The organism is Rickettsia endosymbiont of Cantharis rufa, assembly GCF_964026445.1.
In the GTDB taxonomy this organism is placed as follows: Bacteria; Pseudomonadota; Alphaproteobacteria; order Rickettsiales; family Rickettsiaceae; genus Rickettsia.
Window position 1 is genome coordinate 179533 of sequence record NZ_OZ032150.1, and the last position, 19636, is coordinate 199168.

The following is a 19636-nucleotide window of genomic DNA, read 5'->3' on the forward strand; positions in this document are numbered from 1 at the left end:
AGGGCTGCGTCATCCCGTGGCTTGACCACGGGATCCAGTCTTCTTTATTTTTTATGGATCCCGTGGCCAAGTCACAGGACGAAAAACCTTAACAGAAAAAATAATGACAAAAAATATTGGAAAAATTACTCAGATTATTTCAGCAGTGGTGGATATAAAATTTACAAATAATGGTAAATTACCGGCGATTTTAAATGCCCTTGAGTGTTATAACGATAATCAAAGAATAGTATTGGAAGTGGCGCAACATATTGGTGATGATACGGTGCGTTGTATTGCTATGGATTCTACTGAAGGGCTTATAAGAGGTATAGAAGTAATAGACACAGGTAGTCCTATTCGTATTCCCGTAGGTACTGAGACGCTTGGGCGTATTATGAACGTTGTAGGTGAGCCGATTGATGGTAGGGGAGAAATTAAAAGCTCAAATATCTCCTCTATATATAAGCCAGCACCTAGCTTTACCAATCAATCAACCGAGCGTAGTATATTAGTAACCGGTATTAAAGTAGTCGATCTACTTGCTCCTTATACTAAAGGCGGTAAGATAGGATTATTCGGCGGCGCGGGAGTCGGTAAAACCGTGTTAATTATGGAGCTTATTAATAATGTAGCTAAGGCTCATGGTGGTTATACTATATTTGCAGGAGTCGGCGAGAGAACTAGAGAGGGTAATGACCTCTACCATGAAATGATTGATTCAGGTGTTATTAACCTTGAAGAGCCTGAAAAGTCAAAAGTGGCTTTAGTTTATGGACAAATGAACGAGCCGCCAGGAGCAAGGGCAAGAGTTGCATTAAGTGGTCTAACTATTGCAGAAAGCTTTAGAGATATGAATGAGGGACAGGATGTTCTATTCTTTGTAGACAATATTTTCCGTTTTACTCAAGCAGGTTCTGAAGTATCAGCACTGCTTGGTAGAATTCCGTCGGCGGTAGGATATCAACCTACTCTTGCTACTGATATGGGAGAACTACAGGAGCGTATCACCTCTACTAAAAACGGCTCAATAACTTCTGTGCAGGCTATATATGTACCGGCGGATGATTTAACCGATCCTGCTCCTGCTACTTCTTTCGCGCATTTAGATGCTACAACAGTACTTAGCCGCCAGATAGCTGAGCTTGGGATTTATCCGGCAGTTGACCCATTAGATAGCAATTCTCAAGTACTTGATCCAATGATTGTTGGGGAAGAACATTATAGTGTAGCAAGACAAGTGCAACAGGTTCTACAAACTTATAAATCGTTGCAGGATATTATTGCTATTTTAGGTATGGATGAGTTATCTGAAGAAGATAAATTAACCGTGTCACGTGCTAGAAAAATACAGCGTTTCCTATCACAGCCTTTCCATGTAGCAGAAGTATTTACAGGTAGCAAAGGAAAATTCGTTAATCTAGCCGATACTATTGCAGGTTTTAAAGGATTAGTAGAAGGTAAATATGATGATTTGCCGGAAGCTGCTTTCTATATGGTCGGAACTATGGACGAGGCTATTGGGAAAGCAAAGACTTTGAAGGTATAATTGTCATCCCGTGGCTTGATCACGGGATCCAGTGAAAGTAGCAATATTGCAAGTCGTTTTTCTGGGTCCCGTGGTCAAGCCACGGAGTGACATTAAGGATAAACCAAAATATGAACGAAACAATTCTAGTCAAAATAATTACACCTTTAAGTATTGCATTTGAAAAGCAAGCTAAAATGGTAACGCTACCGGATGAGGAGGGTATGCTTGGAGTGCTACCGAGTCACGCTCCGATGATTGTTAGTTTAAAAGCCGGTTTAGTGCAGGTTTATATAGATGATATGCATAAATCCGAAAACATTTATCTTATTTCAGGCGGTATAACCGAAGTAACGGGAAGCTATGTTAATATAGTCACGGAAACGGCTATTAACGCTACGAATTTAAGTGAAGCGGAAATAGCAACTAAGCTTCAGGAACTTCAAAAATCTACTTAAATATTTTTTAAATTAACATTAATTTGTTTGAAAAATCTACGTTTTGGGATAAGGTTAAGTATAAGATTTAAGATGTCATACCGCGGCTTGACCGCGGTATCTTAGGACACAGTCTGTGATGCAAGATCCCGTGGTTAAGACACGGGATGACAATAGGAAACCAGTCCACGTAATCAAGTGAGAAACAAATGTCAAAAGTGCATAATTCAGAATATATTAAAGAGTTATCAATCGATAATACTTCATACAAAATTTACGATATAAATAAAGCGGCAAGCGATACCGAACTTCCCTTAAAAAAGTTACCGTATAGTTTAAGAGTGTTGTTCGAGAATGTATTACGCTCCGATGGTTCAAAACAAAACTTACTTGTATTTAAAGAATGGCTGAAAACTAAAAAATCTGATGCGGAAATAGATTTTATGCCGGCAAGAGTTTTGATGCAGGATTTTACCGGTGTGCCTGCTATTGTAGATTTGGCAGCTATGCGTGATGCGATGAAGAAAATAGGAGGCGATCCGCTAAAAATTAATCCGCTTATTCCTGTTGATTTGGTAATAGATCATTCTGTAAGCGTTGATTCTTACGCAGCTAAGGACTCATTCGATAAAAATGTTCAAATGGAAATGAAGCGTAATATAGAGCGTTATCAGTTTCTTAAATGGGGGCAGCAAGCATTTAATAATTTTAAAGTAGTTCCGCCCGGTACGGGCATTTGCCACCAGGTAAATTTAGAGTATTTAGCAAAAGTCGTGTGGCATAAAGACGGCACCCTTTATCCTGATAGTTTAGTTGGAACAGATAGCCATACAACTATGGTAAACGGGTTATCGGTACTTGGTTGGGGAGTCGGCGGAATAGAGGCTGAAGCTGCAATGCTTGGACAGCCTCTTACTATGATTCTACCGGAAGTAATTGGGGTAAAACTAACAGGAAAATTAACAGGCATAGCTACTGCAACTGATTTAGTTTTGACCGTTACTGAGATGTTACGAAAAAAGAAAGTAGTAGGTAAATTTATTGAGTTTTTCGGTGAGGGGCTTAAAAACCTAACGATTGCCGATCGTGCTACTATTTCTAATATGTCGCCTGAATACGGCGCTACTTGCGGCTTTTTTCCAATTGATCAAGAAACTATAAAATATCTAGAACTAACAGGAAGAGAAAAAACGCAAATCAAATTAGTGGAAGAGTATGCTAAAATACAAAATCTTTGGTATGATTTTGAACATGCGGCAGAGTATACCGAGGTTTTAGAGCTAGATTTATCGAAAGTACAAAGTTCTTTAGCCGGTCCAAGACGTCCGCAAGATAGGGTGAATTTAAACGATGTGGCAAATAATTTTAAACAAGAATTACCGAATTTTGCTACAGAAAATAATGATATTGATAAAAAATATACCGTAGCAAACCAGAATTATGAAATCGGTAATGGTGATGTGGTAATTGCAGCGATTACCAGCTGTACTAATACTTCTAATCCCACTGTCATGATAGGCGCGGCACTTCTTGCCAAAAAAGCAATAGAACACGGATTAACGGTAAAGCCTTGGGCTAAAACTTCTCTTGCTCCTGGCTCAAAAGTCGTAACGGAATATTTGAAGCTTAGCGGTCTTGATAAATATTTAGATGAATTAGGGTTTAACTTAGTAGGTTATGGCTGCACTACTTGTATAGGTAATTCCGGTCCTTTAAATCCGGAGATAGAGGAAACTATTAATAAAAATGGGCTGGTTGTTGGTTCTGTTTTATCGGGTAATAGGAATTTTGAAGGAAGAATTAATCCGCTTACCAAAGCAAGCTATCTCGGCTCGCCTATTTTAGTCGTAGCATATGCACTTAGCGGTACTCTTAATATTGATTTAAGTAGTCAACCAATAGGAAAAAATATTTATTTAACAGATATTTGGCCAAGTAAAGAAGAGATAGATAACGTTATTGTAAATTCAATTAATTCCTCTATGTTTATAGAAAAATATTCCGGTATATTTAGCGGAACAAAAGAGTGGCAAAGTCTAGAGGTGACGTGTAGTTCTACTTATAACTGGAATAAGAATAGTACCTATATTAATAATCCGCCTTATTTTGAAAATATGGGCAGCAAGAATAATATAAAAGATATAAAATCTGCAAGAATTCTAGCAATCTTCGGTGATTCTATTACTACCGACCATATTTCGCCGGCAGGAAGTATTAGCAAAACTAGCCCTGCTGCTAAATATTTAACAGACCATCATATAGGGTCTTTTGATTTTAATTCTTACGGGTCGCGTAGAGGTAATCATGAAGTAATGATGCGTGGCACGTTTGCTAATATTCGTATAAAAAATGAGATGTGCAAGGGTGTAGAAGGTGGTTTTACCGTAAACCAGTTAAGTGGTATACAGCAAACTATTTACGATGCAGCTATGGATTATAAAGCTAATGATGTACCGGTAGTAATTTTTGCCGGTAAAGAATACGGTAGCGGTTCATCAAGAGACTGGGCAGCAAAAGGTCCACAGTTGCTTGGCGTAAAGGCAGTAATTGCCGAAAGTTTTGAGCGAATACATCGTTCAAATTTGGTAGGTATGGGAGTGATACCTCTGACTTTTACACAAAATATGTCTAGGTTAGATTTAAAGATAGATGGATCGGAGTCTATTGATATTATAGGCTTAAATGAACAAATAAAGCCTTATAGCCTTGTTAAATGCATGATAAAAAAACAAAACGGTGAAACAAGGACAATCGATTTAATATTGCAAATATTTACGGATAATGAGATAAATTATATAAAGCACGGCAGTATTATGAATTTTGTGGTAGAGAGTTTGAAGGGGTAGGGGCAATTGTTACATGGGTCGTTTATGTCATTCCTGCGAAAGCAGGAATCCAGGAAAAAAAGTATAAACACAGCAAATTTTTGAAATTAAAAGCTCGATTTATCCCGCTTTATGTTGGATTCCTGCTTTCGCAGGAATGGCATCCAACACTTTTCTCGAGCCACACGGGAACGACATAAAGAGGTAAATAAAAATATGGATAAACATCTTAAAGAATATACCGAGAGCGGTAAGAAAAACTTAATTGTAGTATATATACTATATCTATGCGGGGTAGTAGCTCCAATATTACCGTTAATCGGGGTATTTTTTGCATATCTTAACAAAGATAAAGGTAATAATTTTGCTACTAGCCATTACGTGTTTTTATTCCGCACTTTTTGCCTTGGGGTACTTGGGTGGATTGTATGTTTTATATTTACGTTTATCGTGATTGGAGTAGTGCTATACTTTGTACTGGCCATTTGGTATGTACTACGTGTTGCTATCGGTTTTAAATATATGATAGAGGATGGGGCATACCCAAATCCTATGACTTATTGGATTAAATAGAAATGATAAAACTTACGATAGATGGCTCCGAAATAGAAGTATCTGACGGTACTACAGTTTATCAAGCCTGCACACAAGCGGGGAAAGAAATCCCACATTTTTGTTATCATGAACGATTGAAAATCGCCGGCAATTGTCGTATGTGCTTGGTTGAAATGAAAAAATCGCCAAAGCCCATAGCTTCTTGTGCAATGCCTGCCGGCAATGGTATGGTTATTCATACCGATACACCTATGGTAAAAAAAGCACGTGAAGGAGTGATGGAGTTTTTGCTGATCAATCATCCCCTAGACTGTCCTATTTGTGACCAAGGTGGGGAGTGTGACCTGCAAGACCAAGCTTTTAGATATGGTAAGGGTACTAATAGATTTCATGAAAATAAGAGATCTATTAAAGATAAATATATGGGACCGCTGATTAAAACAGCGATGACTAGATGTATACAATGCACAAGATGTATTAGGTTTGCCAACGATATAGCGGGAATAGAAGAAATGGGAGCTATTCATCGAGGCGAGCATATGGAGGTAACTTCTTATTTAGAGCAAACGCTCGATTCTGAAATTTCTGGTAATATGATTGATATTTGTCCCGTCGGTGCTCTCAACTCTAAACCATACGCCTTTAAGGCTCGTAAATGGGAGTTGAAGCATACCGCTAGTATTGGCGTGCACGATGCGGAAGGATCTAATATTCGTATTGATAGTAGAGATGATGAGGTAATGAGAATACTACCTCGTGTTAATGAAGAAATAAATGAGGAGTGGCTTTCTGATAAAAACCGTTTTAGTTATGACGGTTTGAAATATCAGCGTTTAGATCATCCTTATGTTAGAAAAAATGGTAAGTTGGTAGAAGTTAGCTGGAGTGAAGCTTTAAAGATGATAGCGGATAAAATTAAATCTATTAATCCTAAACAAATTGCCGCTATTGCCGGCTCTCTTACGTCTGTTGAAACAATGTTTATGCTGAAAACATTATTGCAAAAGATTGGCTCTAATAATTATAGTGTTAATCAGTTTAACTATAAAATAGATACAAGCGAGCGAGGAAACTACTTATTTAATACAACGATAGCAGGCATAGAAAAAGCTGATTTATGTTTATTAATCGGAGCAAATCCAAGGCAGATAGCTCCGGTATTAAATAGCCGAATAGGTATGCGAGTACGTGCCGGCTCATTAAAAGTAGCAAGGATAGGTGAAGGGCATAATCAAACTTATAGAATTCAGGATTTAGGAAGCAGTCCCAAAATAATTGAGGAGCTAGTCATTGGTACTCATGAGTTTACGAAAGTCTTAAAAGCAGCAAAATATCCGATGATTATAGTGGGTGATGGCGTACATGCAAGAGATGACGGATATGCTATATTGTCGCTTATTCATCAAATAGTAGCTGAATATAATATTATGCGTGATGATTGGAAAGGTTTTAATATATTGCATAATCACGCTTCTATAGTTGGTGGGCTTGATAGCGGTTTTAATAATTCCATTAAGCTCGAAGAGTTGGAATTCGCTTACTTGCTTGGAGCGGACACCGTCCCGTTTGATAAGCTGAAATCGGCTTTTATAGTATATCAAGGACATCACGGGGACGTAGGTGCTGCGAGTGCTGACGTAATTTTACCTTCAGCATCTTATACCGAGCAGAGCGGAATTTATGTCAATTTAGAGGGTAGACCACAAATAGCAGAAAAAGCCGTAGCACCTGTGGGCGTAGCTAAGGAAGATATAAAAATTATAAAAGAGCTAGCAGGTTTCCTAAAAATAGATATTGGAATAGGTAATTTGCAAGAAATACGTACTAAGCTTGCTAAAGAATATAAGGTGTTTGCAAATATCAATAAAATTATAGAGAATAAATTTACTAAATTCAGCTCTAAAGATAAATTATCAAAAGAGTCTATAATTGCAGAACCTATTAATTATTACATGACTGACGTAATTAGTAAAAATTCGGTAACTATGGCTAAGTGCGTGGAGACTAAGCAGAATCGAAATGAGGAGGCAGCATAATGAAAAACATGTCATTCCTGCCCCTGATGACATTCCCGCGAAAGCGGGAATCCAGTTCTTTTTTTGTAAATTATTTTCTGGATTCTCGCTTTCGCGGGAATGACATAATAAGAGTACAATCATGCTAGGACTCTTTTTTGAATATATTTTTCCGCTTATTATAATCGCTTTAAAGGTGGTGGTAATCACTATCCCTTTAATTTTATGCGTTGCGTATTTAACATATGCAGAGCGTCGTGTTATTGGATTAATGCAGCTTCGACGAGGGCCTAACGTTGTCGGTCCGTTTGGGCTTTTGCAGCCTATTGCCGATGCGGTTAAGCTCTTATTCAAAGAGCCGATTATTCCAACTAATTCCGATAAAATATTATTTATTCTAGCACCGATGATAACTTTTATATTAAGTTTAATTGGTTGGGCAGCGATACCTTTTGCAAAGGGCGTAGTTCTTGCAGACATTAATGTCGGTGTTTTATATATTCTTGCTATATCTTCATTAAGCGTTTACGGCATTATTATTGCCGGCTGGGCTAGTAATTCAAAATATGCTTTTTTAGGAGCTATACGCTCGTCTGCTCAAATGATTTCTTATGAAGTATCGATGGGGCTGGTTATTATTACCGTGTTACTTACTACCGGTACTCTCAATTTAAGTGGGATTATTGAAGCACAAAGAATAATGCCGTGGTGGATTGATTTAATGCTACTACCTATGGGCGTCGTGTTTTTCATCTCGGTGCTTGCCGAAACAAATAGATTACCTTTTGATTTACCTGAAGCAGAATCGGAGCTAGTTGCCGGTTATAATGTTGAATATTCCTCTATGGGATTTGCTTTATTTTTCCTAGGTGAATATGCTAATATGATACTTGTTAGTGCAATGACTACGACTTTCTTTTTAGGAGGTTACCTGTCGCCGTTTAATATATCGTGGTTAGATTGTATCCCAGGGTTCTTTTGGTTTGTATTTAAGGTCGGATTCCTATTATTCTGCTTTTTGTGGATTAGGGCGACCCTGCCGAGATATCGCTATGACCAATTAATGCGTTTGGGATGGAAAGTATTTTTACCTCTGACTTTATTTTGGGTGGTGTTAGTATCAAGCGTGTTAGTATGTACTGATAATCTTCCGAATGTTTAGAGCGGAGAGTATCATTGCTCTCCATTGTCATCCCGTGGCTTGACCACGGGATCCAGAAAAAATATACGAATTAAAAGCACTATAAATTATTTTACTAGATTCCGTGGTCAGGCCACGGGATGACACAGTGAGTTTTACCGGTCCACGCAGGAATACATAGCTCTTTAATACATAATTTTATGATAAACTATTTAAAATCATTTTTTCTATATGAGATAGTAAGGGGTATGGCTTTGACTTTAAAGTATTTCTTTAAGCCCAAGGTTACTATAAATTATCCTTATGAAAAAAGTCCTGTTAGCCCAAGATTTAAGGGTGAGCATGCTCTGCGCCGCTATGAAAACGGGGAAGAGCGTTGTATTGCTTGTAAGCTTTGTGAAGCTATTTGTCCAGCTCAGGCGATAGTAATTGAAGCGGAAGAGAGAGAAGACGGTAGTAGACGTACCACTCGTTATGATATCGATATGACAAAATGCATCTATTGCGGGTTATGTCAAGAAGCTTGTCCTGTTGATGCGATAGTTGAGGGTCCTAATTTTGAGTTTGCAAGCCTAACTCATACTGCACTTATTTACGATAAAGAAAAATTACTGCAAAACGGCGATAGATGGGAACAGGCACTAGCTAGTAAACTACACAAAGATTATGAGTACAGGTAATATGGTCGCGCCCCCCGTATTGCAGCTTAGCATGAATAGTCTATAATCCTCAAACAGTAATAAGAGAGAATTATAGTTAAGGAGTTATGGCAAGAATAGATGTTAAGTGTAGATCAAGAATAGATGTTAAGTGTAGATATTATAACGACACAGAAAAAGTAGTAAAGGCGGGATATTCAATTTCAAAACAACAGAGATATCAATGCAAGCAGTGTAATCGATATTTTCAACTGTAATATATTAATAATGCCTCTAAGCCTGGAGTCAAGACTCAGATAGTAGATATGTCAATCAATGGCTCTGGAGTTAGGGATACAGTAAGAGTATTAAAAGTGGGTATCAATACGGTTATCCGTGTTTTAAAAAAATCTAGCGTTAAAAAAGATAAATCATTCTATCAATACGATAGAAGTAATTATTGCTCCTGAAATAGATGAACAATGGTCTTATGTACAGAATAAATCCAAACAAAGATGGCTTTGATATTCTTTGGATAAGATTTTGTTAAAAGTAGTTGCTTATACTTTTGGTACAAGATGTGATAGCACATCAGAATCATTACTGAAAAAAACCGGAGGATTTTAAGGTTACTTTTTACTTTACAGATGGATGGGGAAGTTATGCTAGGTTATTAGATCCCAAAAAACACATTGTTAGTAAAAAATATACTCAACGGATAGAACGGGGTAACTTAAATCTTAGAACAAGATGCAAAAGACTGACACGTAAAACAATTTGTTTTTCCAAGTCATTGGATATTCATGATAAAGTCATCGGAACTCTTATTGAACGTATAGCCTTTTAATATCCACATCTGTAAAATGGAGGTGCGACCTTTCTTACTTCTCTAGATGAGTATAATCCTATAAATGATTTCGCTAAAAATGGTATAACCCTTTTAGGAGTGCTTAATTCTACTTTTAATGATGAAGGATTGCCTGATGTATAATTTTCATAAGTGTTACTTATGAAATCTCGAGCTTTACATGCGAAATTTCATAAACCTTTGTAATTTAATTATTGCCTTTCTTTTTTGACTTTTATAATCGTAAATGATTATAAAATACTGAGAAATTATGCTTATAAAACAAATTTATAGTATGGTGGTTTGCTTTATTACTACTATAGTGATGTTAGTAACACTTGCTTTGACATTTAAGGAGTTCATTACATTATCTCTACCGGAATATACTAATGAACAACTAGTAAAGTATAGTACTAATGAGCAATATTTAAGCCTAAAATCATTTAAATATGAGGAATTAAAAAACTTGTCTCCAAGAGAGTTAGAAGAACTGAGAATTAAGGATAGAAATGAGTATATAGAAATTATTAAAGCGCGTGCTATAAGCGCAGTAACTAATTGTTTAATTTGAATGATAATTAGCCTTGGGTTTTTTTATTGTGCATTGGAAGATTTATAAAAATACGCAAAAACAATAATAGTTAATGCAGTTGTAATGTATGTGCTGATTTTATAGAATTTTCTAGGTGGGAGGATAGAAGAACAATACCACCGTTATTTGTTTTCATGACAATTAAATTATTTAGTAAACCCCTATTTTCCTTGCTTAAATTGGTTTCAACTTCATCAAGTAACCATAAATCCGATTGGCAGGCAATAAGCCTTGCTACGGCTACGATTTTCTGCATCCCGCTAGACAGATTATAGCATTTTTCATCTAATAAATCGTGTAACTTGAAGTAATGAACTGCGGCTTGTAAGGTTTCGGTAGAATTATAAATTTCCGACCAAAATTTTAGATTCTCAAAAACAGTCATTTCGAGTTTTAGCCCTAGATTATGACCGATATAAGTACAATAAGGTTTAGCGATATTGTTAATATTACTACTTTTATAGTAAATATTACCGCTGTTTGGTTGTATAATTCCGGCTATCATCCGCAGTAGCGAGCTTTTACCACAGCCGTTAGCTCCTTTGATATATGTAATAGCAGAAGGTAGCAGAGTAATATTCAGGTCAAATAAACTTCTTTGTTCTATGTTAAATTGTAATTGGTGAAGTGATAGCATGTTGTCATACCACCATTTGATCGTTGTTGTATGAGGCGGCGATGCCATTCCCGCGAAAGCGGAAATCCAGAAAACATAACCTTAGTATTGGTTCTAAAATTATATACCTGACAAAATAAACATATAAAAAACTTAGTTTTTTATATGTTATACTAGATTCCCGCTTTCGCGGGAATTGCATAGAGAAAAAACTGACCGATACTAAGAAATCAACCACCAAATCTAACCAACAAATTTTCTACCGATAAACGAAATACATTTAGAATTGAACTCGGCATTAGACCAAAGTAAATAATCAATAATATTAAAGGAGCTATTGAGATTATTTCGTATTTATATAAATCTCTGAAATGCATAATTTCTTTATTAGTAATTTCGCCTAGCATAACCTCTTTGTATAATTTCAGCATATAAACTGCACCAAGGATTATACCAAGAGCCGCCATAAAGGTCGCTATTACGTTCACCTTATAAATCCCAAGCAGGCTTAAAAATTCTCCGATAAATCCGCTAGTACCGGGTAGCCCGACAGAGCCAAGCATTGCAATCATAAAAAATGTGGCAAGCACAGGCATTTTACTTGCTACGCCGCCATATTTAGCTATTTCCTTAGTATGTAATCTTTCATATAAAGTACCGACTATTAAGAATAGACATGAAGAAATAACACCATGGCTAAGCATCTGAAATATTGCTCCGCTAACTCCGACTTCGGTAAAGCTAAAAATACCTATCGTAACATACCCCATATGTGCAATAGATGAATATGCTATCATCTTCTTCGTATCTTTTTGAGCAAGAGCAACGAGTGATGCGTATATTATAGCAATAACACTAAGGTAAATTACGTAAATTGCAAATTCTTGTGATACACCCGGAAATAGTGGTAGTAATACTCTTAAAAAACTGTAACCGCCGAGTTTCAGCAGAATACCGGCAAGAATAACCGAACCGCTGGTTGGAGCTTGTACGTGTGCATCGGGTAGCCAAGTATGAAAAGGAATCATAGGGATTTTAACGGCAAAGGCTATAAAAATTGCCCACCATAAAATTTGCTGAGCAAATAATGGAATATTACCAGTAAGTTCAGCAATGTAAGTTAAATCAAAGCTATGAATTTTGCTATAAATGTAAATTAATGAAAGTAGGAAAAATACCGAACCGAAAAAAGTGTATAAGAAGAATTTAAGAGCTGCATATATTCTATTTTCGCCACCCCATACACCAATAATAATATACATCGGCACTAATATTGCTTCAAAAAACAGATAAAATAATAGTAAATTTACTGAGGTAAATGCCCCAATGCAAAAAGATTCCATTAATAAAAAGCATACCAAATACTCTTTAATATATTTTTTAACGGTAAATAAGCTTCCAATTATACAAATAAGAGTAAGAAAAGAAGTTAGAACCACGAAAAATATCGATATACCGTCAACACCTACATGGAATTCAAGCCCGATCTTATCAAGCCAAGCGTAGCGTTCAACAAATTGGTAAGCAGGATTTGAGGAGTCAAGCTCTATTAAAATATAAATAGTTGAGATGAATGTTAAAACAGAACTAAGAACTACAACATACATTACATATATTGGTTTATCTGTCTTTTTACTTTGACTAATAAACAGCAAAATATACAGCACACTTATTAGTGGGAGAAAAATACTGATAGATATAATAGGTAATTGTAGCATGCTATTTTAAGATTTTATGAGTTTTTTTGTAGTATACTCGCTGAATTTGAAAAATTGGCTACGTCGTTTTTGTAAGTCTTCGGATGCTCAGGTATTAAGTATACGCTCCGCTCCTCGGCTTACAGACTCCTTACTCTTTTCCAAATTGAGCTTCGTCTACCAATTCTTCATTTACTCGTAGTATATATACTACTCGATATCATTCCTGCGAAAGCAGGAATCTAGTGTAAAGCGAGATAAATCGAGCTTTTAATTTTAAAAACTTGCTGTACTTAATGTTTTTTACTGGATTTCCGCTTCCGCGGTAATGACATCAATGTTCTTTTAAAAACCTTTCCAAACGAAAAAACTAATTGTTACAACAATAAACGATACAATATATAAAGCATAATTAAAAACATACCCTGTTTGTGTTTTGCCGGCCAAGACACTAAAACAATTAACAACTCTTGAAAAACCGTTCGGTCCAAAACGATCGATCATTTTTTGGTCGCCAAGATAAAATAAAGAGGCTAAACAGTTAATAGGCTTAACAATTAAACAATTATACAGTTCGTCGAAAATGTCATTCCCGCGAAAGCGAGAATCTAATAAAACGTTAAGTTTATTTTTTTTGGATTCCTGTTTTCGCAGGAATGACATAGAATAAAGCCGTGATGACAATGAAAATACACAAATTCCTGTAACAATTCCTATTATACCGACTGCCATTGGTAGTAATTTTATATATAAAGGTGGATGACTGATTAGTAATTTATAAATATGTAAATTAAATATACTTTCATGGAAATAGCCGTTTGGTTTATCCATAGAGAGTAAATAATAACCAATCATACCGCTAAAAAAGCTGCCTGCTACCAGTAATATAAGGGGATTATTCATTACTTTAGCCGGTTCGTGAGCATGCTCAAAAACATCTTTTTCTAGCTTAGTTTTGCCGTGGAACACAAGCATAATAATTTTCATTGAATAAATAGCGGTAAGTATTGCGGTCGCTATTCCAAAAATAAACATAAACGATCCGCTACTATATGCCGCCTCTAAAATCGAGTCTTTAGAGTAGAATCCTGCAAGCGGATAAATACCTATCAATGCAAGTGAGCCGATTAAGAAGTTGCCGTAAGTTATCGGCATTTTATTCCGCAAGTTCCCCATTTTAAAAATATCCTGCTCATGAACGACGTGTATTACGTTACCTGCCGATAAGAATAATAATGCTTTAAAAAACGCATGAGTTACTAGGTGAAATATTCCGCTATTATAGGCAGATACTCCGCAAGCCATGAACATATAACCAAGTTGGCTACAGGTAGAGTAAGCAATAATCTTCTTGATATCGCTTTGCATAATAGCAATGCTTGCGGCAAAAAGACAAGTAACACCACCGATAATTGTAATAAATTGTAGAACTATAGGGCTGTATTCAAACAAATATGAGCAGCGCGCCACTAAGAATACTCCGGCTGTTACCATAGTTGCTGCGTGAATGAGTGCTGATACGGGAGTCGGTCCTTCCATCGCATCAGGAAGCCATATATGTAAACCGATCTGTGCAGATTTACCCATGCAACCGATAAATAATAATAAACAAATAATATCTAGAATAGAAAATCGTAATAATATTTTTGTATTAGATAATAACTCTGCAGATGAAAATACATCCTTATAGTTTGCTGAGCCACAGTAAAAAATTATTGTTATTATACCTAAAATAAAAGCAAAGTCACTGGCTCTATTTGTTATAAAAGCTTTAATTGCTGCTTTATTGACTGATTCTTTTGAATACCAAAATCCGATTAGTAAATATGAGCAAACGCCGACGCCCTCCCAGCCAAAAAATAATTGTAAGAAATTATCTGCTGACACTAGCATTAACATAAAGAAAATAAAAAGCGCAAGAAAAGACAAAAAGCGTATAATCCCCTTATCTTTCGCCATATAGCCAAGCGAATAGATATGCACAACGCTTGACACCCATGTTACGACTATAAACATTATACTAGTGAGTTGATCTATATAAATCGACCAATTTACTTTAAAATCTCCAACCTCAATCCATGGTAATAATTTAATATGGATTATATGCCCGTCTAGGCCGGTATGGCTAAATATTATTAGTGAGAATAGGGCAGATAATGATAAAAAGCTGGTTGCAATTATTTGAGCTAATTTTTTATCTATTATCTTTACAAATAGTCCGTTTATTACGCTAGATGCAAGCGGTAACATGATGATCATTATGGCAATATTTTGATACATCTTTACCCCTTCATTTGGTTAATATCAGTAATTTCAATTGAGCCTTTATTGCGGAAATATATAAGTAATATCGCAAGTCCGATTGAAGTTTCGGCAGCTGCTACGGTTAAAATTATGATACTAAAAATTTGCCCCGATAATTCTTGCATATATACGGAAAATGCAACAAAATTTATGTTAACTGCAAGCAGCATTAACTCAATGGACATTAATATATTGATAATATTTTTGCGATGCATAAATAATCCAAACATTCCGATAGTAAAAATTAAGCTACTTAAGATTAAATAATGATTAAGCGTTATGTATTCATTCATACTTAATGTCCCCAACACCTTTATTTAAAAGAGGTTTTGTCATTAATGCGGCATTTTTCTTATTGTGACTTAATTGTTTTGATGTATTTTGACGTTTTACTCCCTCGCGCTTCTTTAGCGTTAACGTGATACATGCAATCATAGCTACGAATAAGATAAGCCCTGCCATTTGAAACGGTAACATAAAGTCTGTGTAAAGCACGTTACCTATTGCTTTAGTATTCGAGATATTATGTGTTATGGCAAATGATACATCCGAACTGAAATTAATATTTTTAGTACCAAGTAAAATAATTATTGCTAAATCGACAAACATCATTAGAGCTATAAAAATACTTAAAGCTAGATTTTCTTTTAACTGCACTATTGTCTTATTAAAATGCATATCTAGCATCATTATCACAAATAGAAATAACACCGCTACCGCTCCAACATAAATTATTATCAGCATCATAGCTAAAAATTCTGCTCCAAGCAAAATCATAAGCCCTGCACCATTGAGAAACGCAAAAATTAACCATAATACTGAGTATATGGAATTTTTGCTTAAAACAACGCATAAGCTGCTGATAATTATTAATGTTGCAAATAAATAAAAAAATATAGGCATGAGTTACTTTTGTGTTTTTTTAAGTACCGTTTGCATCGTTATTGATGTCATTCCCGCGTAGGTGGGAATCCAGTACTCTAAAGCTTTTTAAAAGTTCGATTTATCTCGCTTTACTATGAATTCCCGCCTACGCGGGAATGACATAACACATCAAACTAACAAAGCGTTAGAAGAAAATTTCTCGATCATCGGAGCAAATAAGCTGTCTAGTTCTCTACGTATTTCTTCTCTGCTTCCTACTTTTTTATCTTCTTTACTTAAAGTTAATTCGCCTTTTTCTACATGTCCAAGTACAGCTTCAATAATTGCTTTTTTATCATGTTTACCGTCCATATATCTAAGTGCAAATTTCTCAAAGAAATTAACCGCAATTGGTTCATGTTTTAAATTTGTTACCCACATATAAGGGGCATGGCTTGCTTGATGTATAACCATTTTTGTTGTTTTAGGTTTATCAATCTCAGGGTGATTCCGATGTTTTTGAGTCGTGATACTAATGTAACCTTGTAATACTAGCTTCATAGCATTATTTAAAAGTTCAGCTTTAATTTCGTTTAATTTTGTACCGTGTAGTTTTTTATTAGCTTCTGCAGTTATTTTTTCAAAGCTTAAGGGGTTATTTAGGTTTTCGCTGAAAGTGTATAAAATAGCTTTCATATAAGGCGAACTAGTCGATAAATTAGAATCTCTATCCCCATTTAAGAAGAATTTTAAGGATTTAGAAGCATTATTAAGATCTACTTCTTTAATCGGCTTTTCAGGCACTATATTAAAGATCATGTTAAATTTTATTACATCGTTATTATTAATATTTCTATTAATTTTCACATCGCTATGACATAACAAAGTGGTTCTAAAGCGACGATTCGTAATAAAATCCATATATTGTTCGGTTCTAACTATATCATTCACCACTTTTAATTGCTCTACTACTTTCGGCGGCATATTACCAAGGTACATAGTCGAAAGATTACAATCAGCTAAATATTGTAAATTATGCCTCCTTGCTTCATTCATAAATTCATAAAAGTAGAATTGAGCATTTTCTTCTTCTAAATGATCATGACGTAAATAATGATCAGTTTGTTTAGCAAGCAGTCCTGCTTCAGTTTTTAATACCTCTGCGTAAGGAGTTTTAGAATTCTCTAAGCTATCCTTAACAAATTCCAGTAACAATCTAGATTGAGCTATTCTATCCCGTACATTTGTAAATGAGCTAGAATGATACATCATCATATCTCTAATAGTACGGACCATATTCCAGCCTGGGAGTGTATTATAGCTAATATAAGCTATTCCATTTGGACTAAGATTTTTATTACAAACTTCAAAAATTTTATCTCTAACGGTTTTTGGTACCCAAGAAATTACGCCATGGCAAATTACATAATCAAACTTACCGAAAGAATCGCCAATATCGGTTATCGAACAATGATGAAACTCTATATTTTTTAGTCCTAGTTCCTTAACATTTTTATTTGCTTCGTCAATTTGTACCTTAGACAAATCAACCCCAACAAAATGAGCTTTTGGGTAAAGAACTGCATGTGGTATTAAATTACCGCCTGCAGCACAACCAAGCTCTAATATTCTGCTATTTTCAACTTCAGGAGCATTTACACCGAAAAGAGCTGCAAGTGTACTTAAGTGATAAGGATTGGTAAGGGCATACGAATAGCTTTCGTATGGTACTTCATCATAAGTGTTATGATCTGAAATCGCACCGTTAACAACTGATTGTACAGAATGCGATTTTTTTACCGTTTTATCATGACCATTAGCAAGAGTAGAAGAGTTACTAGTTTTTACGGACATATTTTTTCCTTATATGTTTGGATTATTCGTGTCATCCCGCGAGGTGATATTGTAGCTTTTATATAAATATTTCACAGAATTATTAAAATGGCAATCTATAAGTAAATCCTACGCCAAATTCTCCAACGGCTATAGTTTTTTTGATAGGATTTGCCGGCACAAATTGCCCCGTTCTCATATCAAGTGTATCATAATTAATCCTTACTCTATATGCCGTTTGTAATTTTGCAGTTGCATCAATACTTAAATTTGAAGTTATTTCTTGTGAAACCCCAAGACCTACTTGCCAAGCAACGCAATTTTTATGAGTTCTCTTTACTTTAAAATAATCGCTATTTATAACACTCCACCTAGAAGAGGTAGACTTAACCTTTACTTGTGCTATTCCACCTCCAAGTATTACAAAAGGTGTGAAAGTTTTTATTTTTTCTAAATCATAAATAAGATTTAGCATATATATATTTGATAATACTTTAGTATTGCCCGGAGTAGGAGGAATAGCAAGACCGTTATTTAAATTTTGTTGAGGTAATACGTAATGTAGACGATATTTAGGTTGATAGGTTGCTGAAAATTCAATAGCTATCTGCGGATATATCATATAGCCTATTTTTCCGCTATACATATTTGATTTTTTTAAAATTATTTCGGTATTTGAGTGCTTATGTCGGAATTTACTAACGACCGGTTCAACTACTCCGCTTTCTGCTCCTATATAAAAGACCGTTTCTTTTGCAAAAGTATTACTATTAAAAATGATGATAGTAATAAAAAATATTTTTAGTAATTTAGTCATTATAATTGTTTAAAAATAAAAAAATATTATATACCCCCTTTATTAATGGTCAATCATATTTTTTCTAATTATTGAAGCAATCATACCAAATAGTAATAAAGTAATAGTTACAGTGAGCGAAACATATGCCGGAATCGCTATATAATGATGAATAAATATTTTAAAGCCGATAAATATTAAAATTAAAGCCAAAGAATATTTTATATAACTGAAACGTTCTACAACCTCTGCTAAACAAAAGAATAGAGCTCTAAGCCCTAAAATAGCAAAAATATTTGAAGTATAGATTATAAAAATATCGTTAGTGATTGCAAATATTGCAGGGATACTATCAATAGCAAAGACTAAATCTATTGCTTCTATCAGTACTAAAGATATAAAAAGGGGAGTAAAATATAGTTTGTTATTACGTTTAACAAAAAACTTATCTCCTTCAAGACTAGGAGTAATATTTAGATTTTTTACTATTGACTTGTAAATATAAGAATTCTGTATATCAAAAGTTTTATGTGATACATAAAAAGTTTTTATACCTGTAGCAATAAGTATTACGGCAAAAATATATAATAACCAGGCAAATTTATTTATAAGGATAATACCTCCGTAAATCATTATAGCTCTGAATATTATTACGCCTATTATCCCGAAAAATAAAACACGATGTTGATATTTCCAGGGAATTTTAAAAAATTGAAAAATAATAGAGATAACAAAGATATTATCAAGTGACATAGCTTTCTCAATGAGAAAGCAAGTATAATATTCACGAGCATGATCTGCCCCCGTATTATAGTAAACATAGATACCAAATAAACAAGCTATTATAAAATAGAAAAGACTAAAAAATACGCTTCCTTTAAAGCTCATTACGGTATTTTTTTTATGTACGATTCCTAAATCAAGAATTAGTAAAGCAAAAATTACCGTATAGAAAATAATCCAACTCAT

18 protein-coding genes and 2 pseudogenes are annotated in these 19636 nt (G+C 34.9%); 11 read left to right on the top strand and 9 right to left on the bottom strand.

The features are described from left to right. Positions 1 to 103 precede the first annotated feature (103 nt). From atpD to AAGD46_RS01035, 11 genes and pseudogenes are all read left to right on the top strand, one after another. Positions 104 to 1528 (top strand): F0F1 ATP synthase subunit beta, encoded by a 1425-nt coding sequence (gene atpD / locus AAGD46_RS00995; RefSeq protein WP_341787410.1) that lies wholly within the window; start codon positions 104 to 106, stop codon positions 1526 to 1528. A 110-nt stretch (positions 1529 to 1638) separates the two neighbouring features. Next, positions 1639 to 1965, top strand: coding sequence for a F0F1 ATP synthase subunit epsilon (locus AAGD46_RS01000; RefSeq protein WP_341787411.1), 327 nt, complete (start codon positions 1639 to 1641; stop codon positions 1963 to 1965). A 188-nt stretch (positions 1966 to 2153) separates the two neighbouring features. Next, a complete protein-coding gene (gene acnA / locus AAGD46_RS01005) occupies positions 2154 to 4790 on the top strand; it encodes an aconitate hydratase AcnA (protein WP_341787412.1) in 2637 nt (878 codons plus the stop codon). A 195-nt stretch (positions 4791 to 4985) separates the two neighbouring features. Then, on the top strand, positions 4986 to 5342 hold the full coding sequence (locus AAGD46_RS01010) for a DUF4870 family protein (protein ID WP_341787413.1): 357 nt from the start codon (positions 4986 to 4988) through the stop codon (positions 5340 to 5342). A gap of 2 nt (positions 5343 to 5344) precedes the next feature. Continuing rightward, positions 5345 to 7360 carry an NADH-quinone oxidoreductase subunit NuoG gene (gene nuoG / locus AAGD46_RS01015; RefSeq protein WP_341787414.1) on the top strand — a complete coding sequence of 672 codons (2016 nt, stop codon included), beginning with the start codon at positions 5345 to 5347 and terminating at the stop codon, positions 7358 to 7360. A gap of 121 nt (positions 7361 to 7481) precedes the next feature. Continuing rightward, a complete protein-coding gene (gene nuoH, locus AAGD46_RS01020; protein WP_341787415.1) occupies positions 7482 to 8501 on the top strand; it encodes an NADH-quinone oxidoreductase subunit NuoH in 1020 nt (339 codons plus the stop codon). 179 nt (positions 8502 to 8680) lie between these two features. Beyond that, on the top strand, positions 8681 to 9160 hold the full coding sequence (gene nuoI / locus AAGD46_RS01025) for an NADH-quinone oxidoreductase subunit NuoI (RefSeq protein WP_341787416.1): 480 nt from the start codon (positions 8681 to 8683) through the stop codon (positions 9158 to 9160). 284 nt (positions 9161 to 9444) lie between these two features. Then, positions 9445 to 9588, top strand: a complete 144-nt coding sequence (locus AAGD46_RS08495) for an IS1-like element transposase (RefSeq protein WP_341786690.1) — start codon at positions 9445 to 9447, stop codon at positions 9586 to 9588. Between the two features lies 1 nt (position 9589). Further along, a complete protein-coding gene (locus AAGD46_RS08500; protein ID WP_410525952.1) occupies positions 9590 to 9643 on the top strand; it encodes a hypothetical protein in 54 nt (17 codons plus the stop codon). A 157-nt stretch (positions 9644 to 9800) separates the two neighbouring features. After that, positions 9801 to 9965, top strand: a pseudogene (locus AAGD46_RS08505) (IS1 family transposase); the annotation flags it as partial. A 271-nt stretch (positions 9966 to 10236) separates the two neighbouring features. Next, positions 10237 to 10536: a hypothetical protein gene (locus AAGD46_RS01035; protein ID WP_341787417.1), complete on the top strand. Its 300-nt coding sequence runs from the start codon at positions 10237 to 10239 to the stop codon at positions 10534 to 10536. Positions 10537 to 10606: 70 nt separating this feature from the next. Here the strand turns inward: AAGD46_RS01035 and ccmA are convergent, their stop codons facing one another. From ccmA to AAGD46_RS01080, 9 genes and pseudogenes are all read right to left on the bottom strand, one after another. Continuing rightward, on the bottom strand, positions 10607 to 11194 hold the full coding sequence (gene ccmA / locus AAGD46_RS01040) for a heme ABC exporter ATP-binding protein CcmA (RefSeq protein ID WP_341787860.1): 588 nt from the start codon (positions 11192 to 11194) through the stop codon (positions 10607 to 10609). A 209-nt stretch (positions 11195 to 11403) separates the two neighbouring features. Continuing rightward, the gene (locus AAGD46_RS01045) at positions 11404 to 12891 is read right to left on the bottom strand and encodes an NADH-quinone oxidoreductase subunit M (protein WP_341787418.1); all 1488 of its coding nucleotides are present in this window, start codon (positions 12889 to 12891) and stop codon (positions 11404 to 11406) included. Between the two features lie 14 nt (positions 12892 to 12905). Further along, positions 12906 to 13035, bottom strand: a pseudogene (locus tag AAGD46_RS08510) (palindromic element RPE5 domain-containing protein). Positions 13036 to 13215: 180 nt separating this feature from the next. Continuing rightward, the gene (nuoL, locus tag AAGD46_RS01055; protein WP_341787861.1) at positions 13216 to 15120 is read right to left on the bottom strand and encodes an NADH-quinone oxidoreductase subunit L; all 1905 of its coding nucleotides are present in this window, start codon (positions 15118 to 15120) and stop codon (positions 13216 to 13218) included. Positions 15121 to 15152: 32 nt separating this feature from the next. Further along, positions 15153 to 15467: an NADH-quinone oxidoreductase subunit NuoK gene (gene nuoK / locus AAGD46_RS01060; protein ID WP_341787419.1), complete on the bottom strand. Its 315-nt coding sequence runs from the start codon at positions 15465 to 15467 to the stop codon at positions 15153 to 15155. Further along, complete coding sequence (locus tag AAGD46_RS01065) at positions 15460 to 16077, bottom strand: NADH-quinone oxidoreductase subunit J (RefSeq protein ID WP_341787421.1); 618 nt, start codon at positions 16075 to 16077, stop codon at positions 15460 to 15462. The genes nuoK and AAGD46_RS01065 overlap by 8 nt, the downstream gene beginning before the upstream one ends. A gap of 150 nt (positions 16078 to 16227) precedes the next feature. Next, positions 16228 to 17892: a class I SAM-dependent methyltransferase gene (locus AAGD46_RS01070; RefSeq protein ID WP_341787422.1), complete on the bottom strand. Its 1665-nt coding sequence runs from the start codon at positions 17890 to 17892 to the stop codon at positions 16228 to 16230. An 82-nt stretch (positions 17893 to 17974) separates the two neighbouring features. Then, positions 17975 to 18688: an outer membrane beta-barrel protein gene (locus AAGD46_RS01075; RefSeq protein WP_341787424.1), complete on the bottom strand. Its 714-nt coding sequence runs from the start codon at positions 18686 to 18688 to the stop codon at positions 17975 to 17977. A gap of 42 nt (positions 18689 to 18730) precedes the next feature. Beyond that, positions 18731 to 19636: a TerC/Alx family metal homeostasis membrane protein gene (locus tag AAGD46_RS01080; protein WP_341787425.1), complete on the bottom strand. Its 906-nt coding sequence runs from the start codon at positions 19634 to 19636 to the stop codon at positions 18731 to 18733.